Raw genomic sequence first — 14104 nt, 5'->3', positions numbered from 1 at the left:
GCAACAGTTGCAATGGGATTTCACCTCGCCTAAGCGCGGCGGATGAAATCCATACGCGTCCTCCCCGCCTCGCTGCTGATTGCCTCATTTGTCGCCCCGGCGTTCGCTGAAACAGGCGACGCGCCCCGGCGCCTCGACCCAGTCGTCACAACTGCAACGCCGGGCGCTGCGCCGCTCGCCGACATCCCGATGTCCGTCAGCGTGATCGGCACCGATGCGCTCAAGCTGGCGGATGCCTTTCTCGGGGCGGAAGACATTACCGACCTGCTGACCGGCGTTGATGCCGCCGTGGCCAATGGCACGCAGGTGGCCTTCCAGATCCGTGGCATCGGCGCAGTGGACCATCAGGCACTGACTCCCACAGCCGCGGCCGTCTATGCCGATGGCGTCTACCTGGCGACAAATGTCCAGACCGGCCTGATGCTGTATGACCTTGAACGGATCGAGGTGCTGAAAGGCCCGCAGGGCACGCTGTATGGCCGCAATGCCTCAGGCGGGGCGATCAATTTCATTACCGCAAAACCCGGCAACGACCAGACACGGTACGTTCGCGCCGGTTATGGCAATTTCAACCGCGTCGACCTTGGCGGCGCCTACGGCACCGCATTGGACAACGGGTTCAGCTATCGCCTGGCCGGGCGGTACCTGGCGCGTGATGCGGCGCTGGACAATACAGCTGGCCCTGAGGACGCGGGCGGCGTGCGTGACGAGTTCGGCCTGCGCCTGGGCCTGCGCTGGGAGAATGCCGGTGGCGGCGAACTTCTGGTGCGCACGCACTATGAAGAAGACAACGGCATCAATGCCGCGCCGCGCAATGACAGCCTGGACCTGGGCGACCACGAGATTGCAGTTGCCGGTGACGGCCTGCAGGACACGGATAATGCCTTCTATGGCGTATCCGCCGAGTACAGCCGCCCTGTCGGGCGCTGGGACCTGACCTCCCTGACCGCCTTTGAAGGCTATGCACAGCAATACGGCTTTGACTTTGACGGCGCCGTGGCCCTGTTCGGCAACCCGGATTTCAATGCCAATCTCGCCTATGACCGGTCATTCCGGCAATATTCGCAGGAAATCCGCCTGCAGACGGACTGGGCCGGCGGGCACACACTGTTCGGCCTCAGCGGATCGGTCGATGATTTCAGCCAGACCTATACGATCTGGTGCGGCGTTCTGGACCCGCAAACCCTGCTGGGCACCTGTCCCTATGTCGGTGCGGGAAGCCGGGCCGGCCCGACGCCCGTATCGCCCGGAACCGCAATGTCGCTGGTCACCGACATCAACCAGTCGCGCACGGCGCTTGCCGCCTTCACGTATAATGAATTCGACCTGACAGACCGCATGACGGCGACCCTGGGCCTGCGCGTGACCGACGAGCGGATCGAAGGCCATGGCAGCGGACGGCACGTGTTTGATGACGGCACGGTCGGCTACAACAATGTCGGCGGGCTGGGCCTCGCTGTCGGATCGAACGAGATCGACGAGACACGCCTCAGTGGCAATGCGGCCCTGTCCTATGATGTCGGGCCGGGGCGGGCCTATGCGTCCGTCTCGAACAGCTACAAGTCGGGCGGGTTCAATGGCGAGGTCCAGAACAACGTCACGCATTTCACCGACGAGGGCCTGTTCGATGCTGAATCCGTGACGGCGTATGAGCTTGGCTACAAGGCCCGGCCCACGGACACGCTGAGCTGGAGCCTGGCAGCGTTCTGGCAGGATTATGACGCCCCGCAGGCGCGCATCTTCGTGAACTTTCCCTTGCCGGACGGTTCCAGCATCACGTCGAACTCGCTGTCGAATCTTGATGCGGCCACCGTGTACGGTGCCGAAGCCGAGATGACCTGGCAGCCGGCTGATGGCCTGACCCTCGATGCCGGGCTGACCGTGCTGGATACCGCGATCGATCAGACAACCAATATTGGTGGCAATGCTGCAGCGTTTGACGGCAATCCCCTGCCCTTTGCGCCGGATGTGTCAGCCACGCTGGGCGGGCGGTATGAGGTCGCGCTGACGCCGGGCGTGGACGCGAGCCTCGCCGTGCATGCGAAATATCGCGGCGACTATTATCTCGACCCGGAGGGCCTTGATGCACGGATGCAGGCCGGATTCACCACGCTGCAGGCCGAGGCGGCATTCCAGTTCGCAGACACGGGTCTCGGCGTCACGATATGGGGGCGCAACCTGACCGATGAAGACTATGCCCTCTCGGGCTATGGCTTCATCGGCTACAACACGTTCCGGTCAGACCCGCGCACCTTTGGCGTGCGGCTGGATTACAGCTTCTAGCTTGTCGGCTTCATCAGGGCCATTGCGCCGACGACCATCGCTTCCGTGCCGAGCTTGACGGAAGGCTCAGGGTCGATCTTGAAGAAGGGCGAATGGTGCGACGGCGCGGTGTTCACATCGGCTTCCGGTGTGCCACCGACATTGAAATAGACGCCTTTGACGCCGGTTTCGGGCGTGACGAAATAGGCGAAGTCTTCGGCGCCCATGCCGCCGCGTGGCTGTTCGAACAGCGTGCCTTCCGGCAGTGAGGCCGTGAACGCATCGCGCAGGCGCTGGGCCGTGTCCGTGTCGTTGATCGTGGGCGGCGTCGATTCCGTTTGGGAGCGCACGACTTCCGGCATCAGGTCTTCCGGCACGTTCATCGAGATGGCAACGCCCCGGGCGACCCGGTCGATGCCGTCAAGCAATTGTGTGCGCACCTCGGGGTCGTCGGAGCGGACGGTCAGCTGCATCTCGACCTTGTCGCCAATGATGTTGTGCTTGGCCCCGCCATGGAATGCGCCGACCGTGATGACGCCGGGATCCAGCGGCGCGATCGAGCGCGACACGACCGACTGCAATGACACGACGATCTGCGACGCCACGAGCACCGGGTCTATGCCCATGTGCGGATAGGCGCCATGCGTGCCAACGCCGTGGACAAGAATGTCCACGCTGTCGGAGCTGGACGCCACGATGTCGAGCGGCAGCTCGATGCGCCCTGTCGGCACGTTGGCCGCAACATGGAAGGCGATGGCGTAATCCGGCTTGGGAAAGCGGGTATACAATCCGTCTTCGATCATGGCGCGGGCGCCGCCGATACGTTCTTCAGCCGGTTGGCCCACGAGAACAAGTGTGCCGGACCATTCGTCCTTGCGGGCAGCCAGCTGTTTCGCCGCGCCGACAAGGGAGGTAATGTGCACATCGTGCCCGCAGGCATGCATCACCGGCTTTTCAACGCCGTCGATGTCGACCTGCGTGACGGTCGAGGCATAGGGCAGCCCGCTGTCTTCCTTCAGCGGCAGGCCATCCATGTCGGCGCGCATCAGGACAGTGGGCCCGTCCCCGTTCTTCATCACGGCGACGACGCCCGTTCCGCCGACGCCTTCGGTGACATCAAAGCCAAAGGCCCCGATCTCTTTCGCCAGCATCTTCGACGTATTGGTCTCGCGGAAGGAGAGTTCCGGATGGGTGTGGAACCAGGTGAACAGCGCCCCGAGGTGCGAGTCATAGTCGGACGCGATGTCGGACCGCAGCATTTCGTCTGCGCCGGCGCCCGGCACAATTCCAAGCGCGATGATCGATACGGCCGCAGCGATCGATTTCATGTTCATGATGTCTCTCCCCTGCATGGGGACAAGGCTAGGCGGTGGGATGGGTCCTGTAAATCACTGATCGGCCCCTTCGCCGGGACACGCGCCGGTATCGAAACGGATGGCGCGGAAATTCACCGGGTCACCGTTCGAATAGTTCAGCGCATAGTGCGGCGACGATTCCGTGACGCAAAGGTCCATCCGGCCGGCCTGGGCGCGCAGCCTGGCCACTTCGTCAACGATAGCCGGGTCGGCCTTGCGGTCCTCGAAATTCACGAGATAGACAACCGGGTACATCGCCCTGTCTTCGGGCAGGTCGAGCGGGGTTTCCGGCGGGTGCAGGTTCTGCGTGCCGAGGGTAAGGACATAGCTCGGCTCGGCATAGCCGAGCGCGAGGATGCGCTGCGGGGTGGGCGCATTGCAGGCGGCGTCATCGCCCGGGACACCGCACACGTCCTCGAGCGCCGCGCGGGCCGTCTCGGTCGGCTGCAGCCAGACCTGGCTGGGCAGCATGAAGATGCGGATATGCCAGCCGATGGCGAGGCTGGCCGTGATGGCGAGCAGGATGGCGAGCCCGTCATTGCGGCGGGCAAATTCGATGATCGCAAAGCCGGCCAGCGCGAAACCGGTCCACCAGAGCCAGAGCGGGAAACTGCGATAGGCGGTCCAGGCGTCAAGCACCTGGCTTGAGGCGACTGTCGTGAAGTCGCCCGCCGTTTCTTCCATGAACCAGATCGCGACACCCGGAAACGAGACGGCGAGCAGGAGGATGGCGCCGATCGCAAACAGGACGATGGAGATCCAGCGGCTGACCGGCATGCGTACGCCGTCGATCATCTGGACGGCAGCATAACCGCAGAGCAGGCCCATCGCCGGATAGGCCGGCAGGATATAGTGGCTGAGCAGGGTCGGCATCAGTTCGAAGAAGACGAAGGTAAGCGCCGCCCACGCCACGATGAAGCGGATGGCGCGGGTCTCGTCGGTCAGGCCGTCAATGCCGATGGGCCAGCGCGCCTTCCAGTCGGCGCGCCCGGACATGTACCAGAAAACGGCCAGCAGGACCGCCGGGAAGGCTGGCAGGGTCTTGAGGGTGGAGAGCGTGCCGAGCGACTTCGCCATGAGGCCGGTGCCCTGTGGCTGCGGCAACAGGGGCAGTGCGAACAGCAGCACGGCAAGGCCGGCAAACACGATGGCAGCGATGGCGGCCGAGACGCGCAGCCATTTCCAGCCGAGGGCGCCGCGCGGTTTGAGGCGCTTCCATGCCGCCATGCAGCCGGGCACCAGCATCAGCGTCGCCGGGAAGAACCAGGCCGGCAGGTGGGTGAGGTGGTAGAACGGCCAGCCGCCATGCCCTTCGGAGGCACCGGTGAACTTGTCCTTCAGGTCCTTGCCGACAGCACCCTTGATGTATTCGCCGCCGGTCGCGGCCTGGATCCAGAGGAACCAGGGCAAGACCAGCGCGACGAAGATCAGCGGGCCGGGCCACCAGATGAGGACCTTCCACCAGTCACCGCCCTTGCCGCCGGCCGCCTTGGTCCACACCCAGGCACCGATCCCGGCATAGGCCGCGACCATCGGGCCGACGGGGCCCTTGATGAGAAAGACAAGGCCCATCGCCGTCCAGAACAGCAGCGCCATGCGTTTCGACTGGTCCTGACGCATGTAGAGCCGCGCCAGTGCGCCGATACTGAGCGTCGTGAGGAAGACGAGCACGCCGTCAGTCTTGGAAATGTGCGCCTCGCTGGTCAGCAGCAGTGTTGCCCCGAACAGCGCGGCACCGACGAAACTCGCCCGTCGCCCGATCAGGGGGATGCCGCACCAGAAACAGGCGAGCGTGGCGAGGGCCGCGCCGAGCCAGCTGGGCACGCGATAGGTCCAGATCTGCTTGGCCTCTGCGCCGGTGAACAGGGCGGTCGATCCGGCCTGCAGCCAGTGGATGCCGGCCGGCTTCTTGTTGCGCAGCTCGTCCTGGTAGCGCAGGCGGATATAGTCGCCTGATTCCAGCATCTGCTTGGAGGCCTGCGCGAAGCGGCTTTCGTCGCGGTCGAGCGCAGGCAGGTTGAACACGCCGGGCGCGGCGGCCCCGAACGTGATCACGAACAGGAGGACCCAGGCTTTCCAGCCAGTCGAGAGGCGGTCGAGAAGTGTCATGGCTGTGCCTTCTAGCGGCTTGCGCGCGCGGCGTCTTCAGGTTTTGGGCACACCGCCGCGCGCAAGGCGCGGGTGCGCGTAGGGTCTCGCTTTTACAGGCCTGCCTCGTTATGAGGCTTGGCGTATTGAACCTGCAAGCTCGAAGGCTGACCGAATTGGCCCATTCCCTAGAATTCTCGATTGTCGTGCCCGTGCACAACGAGGCCGGCAACGTGCAGGCACTGGTCGAAGAGATTGCGCGGGCCCATGACGGACGCGCCTATGAAATGGTGTTCGTGGACGATGCCTCGACCGATGACACGCGGGCGGTGCTGGCCGACCTGAAGACCAGGTTCCCGATGCTGCGCGTACTGGGCCACCGCAAGAATGCCGGCCAGAGCCGCGCGATCCGGTCTGGCATCATCGCGGCGCGCGCGCCGGTTGTCGGCACGATCGACGGCGACGGCCAGAATGACCCGGCCGACCTGCCGGACCTTTACCGCCAGCTGGTCCGCGCCGATGCACCGGCCGAACTGAAAATGGTCATGGGCCGGCGCGCCAGCCGCAAGGACACGGCCTGGAAGCGCTTCGGTTCGCGCTTTGCCAACAATATCCGCCAGTGGATGCTGAAGGATGACTGCGACGATACCGGCTGTGGCACCAAGGTGATGAACCGCGACGCCTATCTGGCACTGCCCTATTTCGATCACATGCACCGGTACATGCCGGCCATGATGAAGGCCGAAGGGTACAAGGTGGAATTTCGCGATGTGAACCACCGTCCACGCGGGGCCGGTACGTCCAGCTATACCAATTTCGGCCGCCTCAACGACGCCTTCTCGGACCTGCGCGGTGTGATGTGGCTGATCCGGCGCCGGCGCGACCCCGGCGGCGCGGACGAAATCTAGCCCCGGGCAGCGCGCCCAAATCTCCAGTGTTCACAGCGATTCCTGCGGGTCTTCCCCCTGTCCCCGCACGCATGCGGGAAATCCGCTCGCATCGGCCCGAGCAATACGGTAAACCTTGTGTTAACTCTGGCGAGCGACGGGTATAGGAAATGAGCAAGAATACCAAGATCGCGCTAGCGGGGGCGGCGATCGCCAAGAGAGAGCGCAAGGAGCGGGAGAACCACGCTTCTGACGAGTCGAACAAAAAGGGGAACCTGATGCGCGCAATTTTCGGAATCTTTCCGCTGCTGGTGATACCGGTGGCGCTGTACAACCTTCTCGCGCTCGGCTTCGGCGGTGCGGTTGAAACCATTGATGCATCGGGCCAGATCGTCCGGGCGACATCAGCCCCGATCCTGGGCCTGCTGAATGGCGAGTTCATGGGCCTGCCGATGATTTCCGGGGTCGACTGGGTGCTGACCAAGGGGGACGCCATCCTGCTGCTGGCGATCGTGTTCCTGTTCCTCGAAATCCTTAAATCGACGAGCACCGGCACATCGACCATCGTCAATCACGCGATCTCGATGATCCTGTTCATCGTCTGCCTGATCCAGTTCCTGCTGTTGCCGAACTTCGCGACCTCGACCTTCTTCATCCTGATGTCGATGACATTGCTGGACGTGCTGGCGGGTGTGGTGGTGACCATTGTGTCGGCCCGGCGTGACTTTGGTGTCGCGGGCGACATCTGAACCCCACTCCCCTTGTCCTGAAGACCAGACGGCCTGCCCTTCGGGGCGGGCCGTTTTCGTTCGGGGCGGCGCCGCACCCCGCCATCCCTGCCCGGCAGGCTTCGGAACGATCGCGGCGGCGATTCGTTGGTCAGGCGTTCAGGAGACATGCCATGACAAGGACAACACTTCCGCAGGAAGCCCGGCCCAATACATCACGCGAGGAAGCCGAGCAGATCGAAACGGCTGCGCGCCACCGGCAGCAACACATGCTTCCGGGTGAAGGCCCGCACGCCCCCGAAAAGGACCCGCAGGTCGATCACTGCAAGGGGGAGGATGCACCGGTCATTCTCGGCCCTGCACCGGAACCGGCCACCTATACAGACGCGCCGGCAGCGGCGAAGACGGATCCCGAGGATCGCGATGAGGAGTGACGCCCCCCTGAAAGGGGCGTCAGAGGCGGCCGGCAGGGCGCCCCCGGCCTAGTCCTTTTTCGTGAGGTCGGCGAGCTGGTCCTGGATGGCCTGCATCTGGGCCTGCATGGCCGCGAGGGCTTCGGCCTGGAAGTCGAGGATCGGATTGCTGGGCGTCGATTTCTCGGTTTGGGACGCCTTGTAGAGCGTCGGCATGAACATTTTCATGCCCTGTTCGAACATCGCCATGTTGCGCTTGGCCTGTTTCTCGAAGGCTGACATCGGATTGGCCGCCTTGCGCCATTCCTTTTGCGTGTCGGCAAAACTGTTCATCGACATGTCGAGAAAGGCGGGCAGGAAGGTCTGCGCGCCGCCGCCATAGAAGCCGATCAGCTGGCGCAGGAAATTCAGCGGAAGGGCGCCTTCGCCCTTTGTTTCCTGCTCGAAAATGATTTGTGTGAGGACCTGGCGGGTCAGGTCGTCGCCTGTCTTGGCGTCCCTGACTTCAAAATCACGGCCCTCGCGGACAAGTTCCGACAGATGGTCGAGCGTGACATAGGATGAGGTCGACGTGTCGTAGAGACGCCTGTTCGCGTATTTCTTGATGATGATCGTCTGGGACGATCCGTTTGTCTTAGCCATGTCCTGCCCTCTGTTCTCCGAAAGGGAGAAGCAATTATTGTGCTATGCAGCAATGTTTGCACAGATTTTGCGTGCAACCAATGCGCTATTGATGTTCGGGGCTGAGGAAGGCTACCAACGGGGCAACCAACACGCCGAGAGGAAAACAGGCATGACAAAAACAGTTCTGGTCACAGGAGGGACGCGAGGAATCGGGCGTGCCATCAGCGAGATGATGAAAGCGAAGGGCTACAAGGTTGCCGCCAATTACGGGGGCAATGACGAAGCCGCGAAGCAGTGCGAGAAAGAGACCGGCATCAAATGCTACAAGTTCGACGTGTCGGACTATGACGCCGTCGGAAAGGGCCTCGCCGCCATCGAAGCCGATCTCGGGCCGATCGACATTGTCGTCAACAATGCCGGCGTGACGCGCGATGCCCCCTTCCACAAGATGAGCCTCGACCAATGGCAGCAGGTCATCGACATCGACCTGACATCGGCGTTCAACGTGACGCGCCAGGTCTGGGAAGGCATGCGCGAGCGCGGTTTCGGCCGCGTCATCAACATCTCGTCGATCAATGGCCAGAAGGGCCAGTTCGGGCAGGCGAACTATTCCGCCGCCAAGGCCGGCCTGATCGGCTTCACCAAGGCGCTGGCCCAGGAAGGCGCCAAGAAGGGCATCACCGTGAACGTGGTCTGCCCCGGCTACATCGACACCGAGATGGTCCAGGCCGTGCCGGAGAAGGTCCTGGAAAGCATCATCGCCTCGATCCCGGTCGGCCGGCTTGGCAAGGCCGAGGAGATCGCCTCGATGTGCGCCTACCTCTCGAGCGACGAGGCCGCATTCATCACCGGCGCGACCATGACGGTGAACGGCGCGCAATACATCGCGGGCTGACCTTCACACATTGCAGGCAAACCGAAGAACCGGACCGGCCCAGCGCCGTCCGGTTTTTCTTTGGAAAGACGCGGGAGGCGAAGGGCCGGGTACGCGTTTTCAGTCTGGTAGTCCAGGATTGCAGCAAGGTCGCGAACCCTTGCTCCGTCTCCCGCGCTGTCCCGCCAGCGGGAACTGGGCGGGACCGGCACAGGATACGCCAGGTCCGGCGCTGTCGGATACGATTGTGCGCGCTTCCCGGCGCGCGGGCGCTTGCGAGGCGATTTGCGGGGGACAAGCCTTCAGGGCTTGGGCCGCCAGTCCGGCGCGGCAAGCTCGAACCCCTTGAATTCGAAGCCCGGCGCGACCGTGCAGCTGACCAGTGTCCAGGCGCCCAGCGTCTCGGCCGCCTGCCAGTGATGCGCCGGCACGACCACCTGCGGCCGCTGGTCGGCACGCAGGTCCGGCCCCAGCTGGAATGCTTCGGCGCCCTTCCCGTCCGGCGGCGACACGGTCAGGACGAGCGGACCGCCGGCATGCCAGAACCAGCATTCGTCGGCGTCGACACGGTGCCAGGCGGACACTTCATCGGCCTGCAGCAGGAAATAGATGGCGGTGGATGTGGGGCGATAGCCGTGCATTGCCGGGGCGCGGAACGTCTCGGCATAATGGCCGCCTTCGGGATGCGGCTTCAGGCCGAGCAGGCGGATGATCTCGTTGGCGCCAAGGTCACCGGAGATCGCGCTCATCAGAACCGGTCCTTGCGCCCGCGGATTTCTGCGAACGTGGCGACCGGGTCTCCGGGGTGGCCCATCGCGGCCTGCAGCGCAGGATCATCGGCCCGCAGGAAGGGGTTGGTGGCCAGTTCGCGCGCGAGGCCGGTCGGAACCGTCCACTCATTGCGGGCGCGCTTGTCTTTGATCTCGTTGACATAGGCGGCAAGCGCCGCGTTGCCGGGATCGACCGTAACGGCGAATTTCGCATTCGAGGCGGTATATTCATGCGCGCAATAAAGCGCGGTTTCCGGGGGCAGCGCCTTGAGGCGCGAGAGGCTGTCCCACATCATTTCCGGGTCGCCTTCGAACACGCGCCCGCAGCCGAGTGCGAAGACGGCATCGCCGACAAAGGCGATGGATTCGGACGGCACATGATAGGCGATATGGCCGAGCGTATGGCCCGGCACGTCGATGACATGGGCGGTGATGGCACCAAGGCTGGCCGTGTCGCCGGTGCTGACCGCGCGGTCGAGTCCGGGAATCTTCGCCGCCTCGCCGGCCGGGCCGGTGATCGTGCAGCCTGTCGCTTCCTTGATGGCGAGGTTGCCGCCAGCATGATCGGGATGCCAGTGCGTGTTCCAGATCTGGGTAATGGTCCAGCCCCTGGCAGCGGCCTCGGCGAGGTATTTCTGCGCATCGGGCGTATCGATGGCAGCCGTTTCACCCGAAGTAGAATCATGCGCGAGAAAGCCGTAATTATCGTTCAGGCAGGGAAACTGGTGTATCTGGAACATCTGGCGGACCTCCGGCAGGCGTGAAATGACTTTGTCTCCAAGGACCTAGCACAAGGAAAACGATGCGTCAGGATGCCGTCACCCTGCAGCGATTCTATGCTTCCCCACTGGGGATCGCCGCCGCGCGCGTGCTGTCGGCCAAGCTGACGGACCTGTGGGGCGACGCCAACGGCCTGTCACTGCTGGGGCTGGGCTATGCCGTGCCGGTGCTGGAAGCATTCGGCAGCCATCCGAGCCGCAATGTCGCCGCCGTGCCGTTTGACCATGGCCCGGTCAACTGGAACCCGGCCGGGCGCGGCAATGCCGCCGTCTCGGTGGGAGACCTGCGCCTGCCCTTCCCGGACGGCATGTTCGACCGGGTGATCGTGCTGCACGGCCTGGAAGAGACCGGCGACCCGCGCGCCTACCTGCGCGAAATCTGGCGCGTGACGGCGCCTGAAGGCCGCATCGTGCTGGCCGCATCGAACCGGGCAGGCCTGTGGTCGCGCGCAACGCGCACGCCGTTCGGGCAGGGCCGGCCCTGGAGCCGCGCGCAGCTGATGAACCTGCTGTCGATCGGGCTGTTCCAGGTCACGGCCAGCTCGAGCGCGCTGTACATGCCGCCCATCCCGGCGGGGATCGTCACGTCCGCCGCAGAAGGCTGGGACGCCATCGGTCGACGGATCGCGCCGGGCCTCGGCGGTGTGGTGCTGGCTGAAGCCGTCAAACGTCTTTACGCCTCGTCCGGCGGCGGCGCAGTTGCCCCCGTGACTGACCGGGTGCGGATTGCCAGGCCGGCAACCAGCAATCGCCGCGAAAAGCATTGACGCGGGCGGCACCATCGGTACGTTCGCAATTGCAACAATTTCCGGATCGACCCGCCATGAAACTCGTCACCGCCATTTTCAAACCGAGCCGCCTCGACGCCGTGATCGACGCACTGTCCGAGGCCGGAGCCACGGGCCTGACCGTGACGGAAGTGCGCGGCTATGGCCGCCAGCAGGGCAAGACGGAAGTTTACCGCGGCGCCGAATACGAGGTGCGCCTGCTGCCCAAAGTGCGCGTGGAAGTGGCCTGTTCCGACGATGCGGCCGACCGGTTTGCCGACGCCATCATCGCCGCCGCCAATACCGGCACGATCGGCGACGGCAAGATTTTCATCCACACGGTCGATTCGATCATTCGCATTCGCACCGGCGAACGGGACGAGCAGGCCGTCACCGGCTGAGCCACCCTTCCCTCACGGAATGACAAACCCGGCGTTAATGGCGCCGGGAAGGTTTGACTGATCGCCCGAACCCTTCCTGAACCCCGATTGTGTACGCCTGCTGCAACAACAGCAATTCTCGGGGCGGGTTCCGATGCAGCGACAGTCCAACGTCCAGCCGACAACGGTGATCTCATGAGCCTGCTCACGGGGATCGTCATTTCGAACGTTTCGCTCGCATTGCTGGGGGCCGTCCTGGTCTGGCAGGTGTCGATGCAGTCCGCCGACCTGCGCACGCTGCTCGGCCGGTTTGCGAGACTGGCGACAACCGACACGCTGACCGACCTGCCGAACCGGACAAAGCTGCAGGAGCACCTGGCCGACGCCCTGAAGGCGGACGGGCCTGAGCCGGCCCTGCTGCTGATCGACCTCGACGGGTTCAAGGTCGTCAACGACACGCTGGGCCACGAGACAGGCGACGAATTGCTGAAATCCGTCGCCTCGCGCATTGGCACCTGCCTGCACCCGGAAGACCTGCTCGCCCGCCTCGGTGGCGACGAGTTCGCCGCGTTGATCACGCGGCCATCGGCGGACACGCTGGCCAAGGATACGGCGCGCCACATCGACGACATGATGAAAACGCCGTTCCGGGTGCACGAGGACCTGATCTCCGTCGGGGCCAGCATCGGCATCGCGCCATCGCCGGGCAAGGGCACGGACGCCTCCGAACTGCTGCGGCGCGCCGACGTGGCGATGTATGTTGCCAAGAGCGACAAGCAGAACCGCTTCCATGTCTATTCGCCGACAATGGATGAAACGCTGCGCTTGCGGCACACGATCAGCCTGGAGCTCGATCGCGCCCTCAGCGAGAACCAGCTGAAGCTGGTCTACCAGCCGCTCGTCTGCGCCCGCACCGGCAAGGTGATGAGCGCCGAAGCGCTGATGCGCTGGCCGGGCAAGGAAGGCCAGGCCGGATCACCCGGCATTTTCATCCCGATCGCGGAAGAAACCGGCCTCATCTCGCGGCTGGGCGAATGGGCACTCGACCAGGCCATGCTCGAAATCAAGCGCCAGCGCACCATCCCGATTGCCGTCAACGTTTCGCCGATCCAGTTCCGTGTCGACGGGTTCGCCGACAGCGTCGAAGCCGCGCTCGAACGCCACGGCGTCGACCCGTCGCTGCTGCACATCGAGATCACCGAAGGCGTGCTGATCTCGCATACGGACGAAGCCCAGCGGACAATGAAGCGCCTGCGCGACATGGGCGTGCTGGTCATGCTGGACGATTTCGGCACCGGCTATTCCTCGCTCAGCTACCTGCAGCAGTTCGAGTTCGATGGCCTGAAGATCGACCGCGCCTTCATCCAGCAGCTCGAATTCGGCCCGACCGGCCGCCAGCTCCTGAAATCCATCATCGCGCTCGGCCACAGCCTGAACATGAAGGTTGTCGCCGAAGGCGTGGAGACCGAGGACCAGGCCGCGATCCTGCAGCTGTTGTCCTGCGATTTCCTGCAGGGCTATGCGCTGGGCCGCCCGGACGCCGCCGACAAGCTGCACTCCGTGACACGCCCGTCGGAACTGCTTGGCAGCACATTGCGCACCGCCGGCTGGGGCCGCGCCGCCAACTAGTCGGCCAGGTCGTCCCGCGCGCCGAAACTGGCCTGTTCGGCATCATGGTGCAGCTGCAGGTTCAGCAGCACGGCCTTTGCAACCGGCAGCAACAGGACGCACAGGCCGATAATGGCAGCGCAGAGCGCGACAAAGGCCAGCGCCTTCATGGCGATCGGCAGCGAACTCATCGGCAGCAGGAACAGGAACGGCGCCAGCAGAACCAGCACGCCGAAGCCGACAAAGAAGGCCGGCCCGTCGGCCGTATCGGCGGCGCGCATGTCGCGGTCACAGGCCGGGCAGGCCGGATTGAGCTTCAGGTAGCCCGAAAACAGCTTGCCGCTTCCGCACTGCCCGCAGCGCTGGCGAAGTCCGGACAGGATCGGGGTCGGTGAGGACATTGGAGTCTCCGCGTTTGAGGGGTCCAGATAGGTCGCCGGCGTCCCGAACGGGAGGTGCCAAACCGTCGCTGCGTCAATTGAACCGGACCGCACGCGCGGGATTAAACGCGCGGCGGGCTTGACCTTCGGGCGCGCTTTGCACACCAGAGGCAGCGCCAATTGCCCGCA

At 64.2% G+C, this 14104-nt stretch carries 14 protein-coding genes; 8 read left to right on the top strand and 6 right to left on the bottom strand.

Annotated features, from left to right (window positions below; genetic code table 11):
- Positions 1 to 42 precede the first annotated feature (42 nt).
- Complete coding sequence (locus HJO_RS09580; RefSeq protein WP_035616507.1) at positions 43 to 2283, top strand: TonB-dependent receptor; 2241 nt, start codon at positions 43 to 45, stop codon at positions 2281 to 2283.
- Here the strand turns inward: HJO_RS09580 and HJO_RS09575 are convergent.
- Both HJO_RS09575 and HJO_RS18685 read right to left on the bottom strand, forming a co-directional pair.
- Positions 2280 to 3596 (bottom strand): amidohydrolase, encoded by a 1317-nt coding sequence (locus tag HJO_RS09575; protein WP_035616766.1) that lies wholly within the window; start codon positions 3594 to 3596, stop codon positions 2280 to 2282. The genes HJO_RS09580 and HJO_RS09575 overlap by 4 nt on opposite strands.
- Before the next feature lie 54 nt (positions 3597 to 3650).
- The gene (locus HJO_RS18685; RefSeq protein ID WP_035616506.1) at positions 3651 to 5726 is read right to left on the bottom strand and encodes an ArnT family glycosyltransferase; all 2076 of its coding nucleotides are present in this window, start codon (positions 5724 to 5726) and stop codon (positions 3651 to 3653) included.
- A 155-nt stretch (positions 5727 to 5881) separates the two neighbouring features.
- Here HJO_RS18685 and HJO_RS09565 point away from each other — a divergent pair, with 155 nt between their 5' ends.
- The 3 genes from HJO_RS09565 (at position 5882) to HJO_RS09555 (ending at position 7754) form a co-directional block, all read left to right on the top strand.
- A complete protein-coding gene (locus tag HJO_RS09565) occupies positions 5882 to 6613 on the top strand; it encodes a glycosyltransferase family 2 protein (RefSeq protein ID WP_241764711.1) in 732 nt (243 codons plus the stop codon).
- Positions 6614 to 6762: 149 nt separating this feature from the next.
- Positions 6763 to 7341: a hypothetical protein gene (locus HJO_RS09560; RefSeq protein WP_241764710.1), complete on the top strand. Its 579-nt coding sequence runs from the start codon at positions 6763 to 6765 to the stop codon at positions 7339 to 7341.
- A gap of 152 nt (positions 7342 to 7493) precedes the next feature.
- Positions 7494 to 7754, top strand: coding sequence for a hypothetical protein (locus HJO_RS09555; protein WP_035616505.1), 261 nt, complete (start codon positions 7494 to 7496; stop codon positions 7752 to 7754).
- 48 nt (positions 7755 to 7802) lie between these two features.
- Here HJO_RS09555 and phaR read toward each other — a convergent pair whose 3' ends face one another.
- Complete coding sequence (gene phaR, locus HJO_RS09550) at positions 7803 to 8375, bottom strand: polyhydroxyalkanoate synthesis repressor PhaR (RefSeq protein ID WP_035616504.1); 573 nt, start codon at positions 8373 to 8375, stop codon at positions 7803 to 7805.
- A gap of 151 nt (positions 8376 to 8526) precedes the next feature.
- Here phaR and phbB point away from each other — a divergent pair, with 151 nt between their 5' ends.
- Positions 8527 to 9252, top strand: coding sequence for an acetoacetyl-CoA reductase (gene phbB, locus HJO_RS09545; protein WP_035616761.1), 726 nt, complete (start codon positions 8527 to 8529; stop codon positions 9250 to 9252).
- Positions 9253 to 9533: 281 nt separating this feature from the next.
- On the opposite strand, the gene HJO_RS09540 is transcribed toward phbB, so the two are convergent.
- Together HJO_RS09540 and gloB are read right to left on the bottom strand one after the other, a co-directional pair.
- Positions 9534 to 9980, bottom strand: a complete 447-nt coding sequence (locus HJO_RS09540; RefSeq protein ID WP_035616503.1) for a cupin domain-containing protein — start codon at positions 9978 to 9980, stop codon at positions 9534 to 9536.
- Positions 9980 to 10741: a hydroxyacylglutathione hydrolase gene (gene gloB, locus HJO_RS09535; RefSeq protein ID WP_035616502.1), complete on the bottom strand. Its 762-nt coding sequence runs from the start codon at positions 10739 to 10741 to the stop codon at positions 9980 to 9982. Before gloB ends, HJO_RS09540 begins: the two co-directional genes overlap by 1 nt.
- 62 nt (positions 10742 to 10803) lie before the next feature.
- Between gloB and HJO_RS09530 the strand changes: the two genes are divergently transcribed.
- From HJO_RS09530 to HJO_RS09520, 3 genes are all read left to right on the top strand, one after another.
- The gene (locus HJO_RS09530; protein ID WP_035616501.1) at positions 10804 to 11547 is read left to right on the top strand and encodes a class I SAM-dependent methyltransferase; all 744 of its coding nucleotides are present in this window, start codon (positions 10804 to 10806) and stop codon (positions 11545 to 11547) included.
- 56 nt (positions 11548 to 11603) lie between these two features.
- Positions 11604 to 11948: a P-II family nitrogen regulator gene (locus HJO_RS09525; RefSeq protein WP_035616500.1), complete on the top strand. Its 345-nt coding sequence runs from the start codon at positions 11604 to 11606 to the stop codon at positions 11946 to 11948.
- 174 nt (positions 11949 to 12122) lie between these two features.
- Positions 12123 to 13556: a putative bifunctional diguanylate cyclase/phosphodiesterase gene (locus tag HJO_RS09520; RefSeq protein WP_051618471.1), complete on the top strand. Its 1434-nt coding sequence runs from the start codon at positions 12123 to 12125 to the stop codon at positions 13554 to 13556.
- On the opposite strand, the gene HJO_RS09515 is transcribed toward HJO_RS09520, so the two are convergent.
- Positions 13553 to 13936, bottom strand: coding sequence for a DUF983 domain-containing protein (locus HJO_RS09515; protein WP_051618470.1), 384 nt, complete (start codon positions 13934 to 13936; stop codon positions 13553 to 13555). The genes HJO_RS09520 and HJO_RS09515 overlap by 4 nt on opposite strands.
- Positions 13937 to 14104 lie beyond the last annotated feature (168 nt).

This window comes from Hyphomonas johnsonii MHS-2 (assembly GCF_000685275.1).
Taxonomy (GTDB): domain Bacteria; phylum Pseudomonadota; class Alphaproteobacteria; order Caulobacterales; family Hyphomonadaceae; genus Hyphomonas; species Hyphomonas johnsonii.
The sequence above is the reverse complement of the archived record's forward strand: the minus strand, read 5'-3'. Positions and strand labels throughout refer to the sequence as shown.

Coding starts and splice junctions, on each gene's coding strand:
- HJO_RS09580 (WP_035616507.1), top strand. CDS start 43: ATGAAATCCATACGCGTCCTCCCCGCCTCGCTGCTGATTGCCTCATTT.
- HJO_RS09575 (WP_035616766.1), bottom strand. CDS start 3,596: ATGAACATGAAATCGATCGCTGCGGCCGTATCGATCATCGCGCTTGGA.
- HJO_RS18685 (WP_035616506.1), bottom strand. CDS start 5,726: ATGACACTTCTCGACCGCCTCTCGACTGGCTGGAAAGCCTGGGTCCTC.
- HJO_RS09560 (WP_241764710.1), top strand. CDS start 6,763: ATGAGCAAGAATACCAAGATCGCGCTAGCGGGGGCGGCGATCGCCAAG.
- HJO_RS09555 (WP_035616505.1), top strand. CDS start 7,494: ATGACAAGGACAACACTTCCGCAGGAAGCCCGGCCCAATACATCACGC.
- phaR (WP_035616504.1), bottom strand. CDS start 8,375: ATGGCTAAGACAAACGGATCGTCCCAGACGATCATCATCAAGAAATAC.
- phbB (WP_035616761.1), top strand. CDS start 8,527: ATGACAAAAACAGTTCTGGTCACAGGAGGGACGCGAGGAATCGGGCGT.
- HJO_RS09540 (WP_035616503.1), bottom strand. CDS start 9,980: ATGAGCGCGATCTCCGGTGACCTTGGCGCCAACGAGATCATCCGCCTG.
- gloB (WP_035616502.1), bottom strand. CDS start 10,741: ATGTTCCAGATACACCAGTTTCCCTGCCTGAACGATAATTACGGCTTT.
- HJO_RS09530 (WP_035616501.1), top strand. CDS start 10,804: ATGCGTCAGGATGCCGTCACCCTGCAGCGATTCTATGCTTCCCCACTG.
- HJO_RS09525 (WP_035616500.1), top strand. CDS start 11,604: ATGAAACTCGTCACCGCCATTTTCAAACCGAGCCGCCTCGACGCCGTG.
- HJO_RS09520 (WP_051618471.1), top strand. CDS start 12,123: ATGAGCCTGCTCACGGGGATCGTCATTTCGAACGTTTCGCTCGCATTG.
- HJO_RS09515 (WP_051618470.1), bottom strand. CDS start 13,936: ATGTCCTCACCGACCCCGATCCTGTCCGGACTTCGCCAGCGCTGCGGG.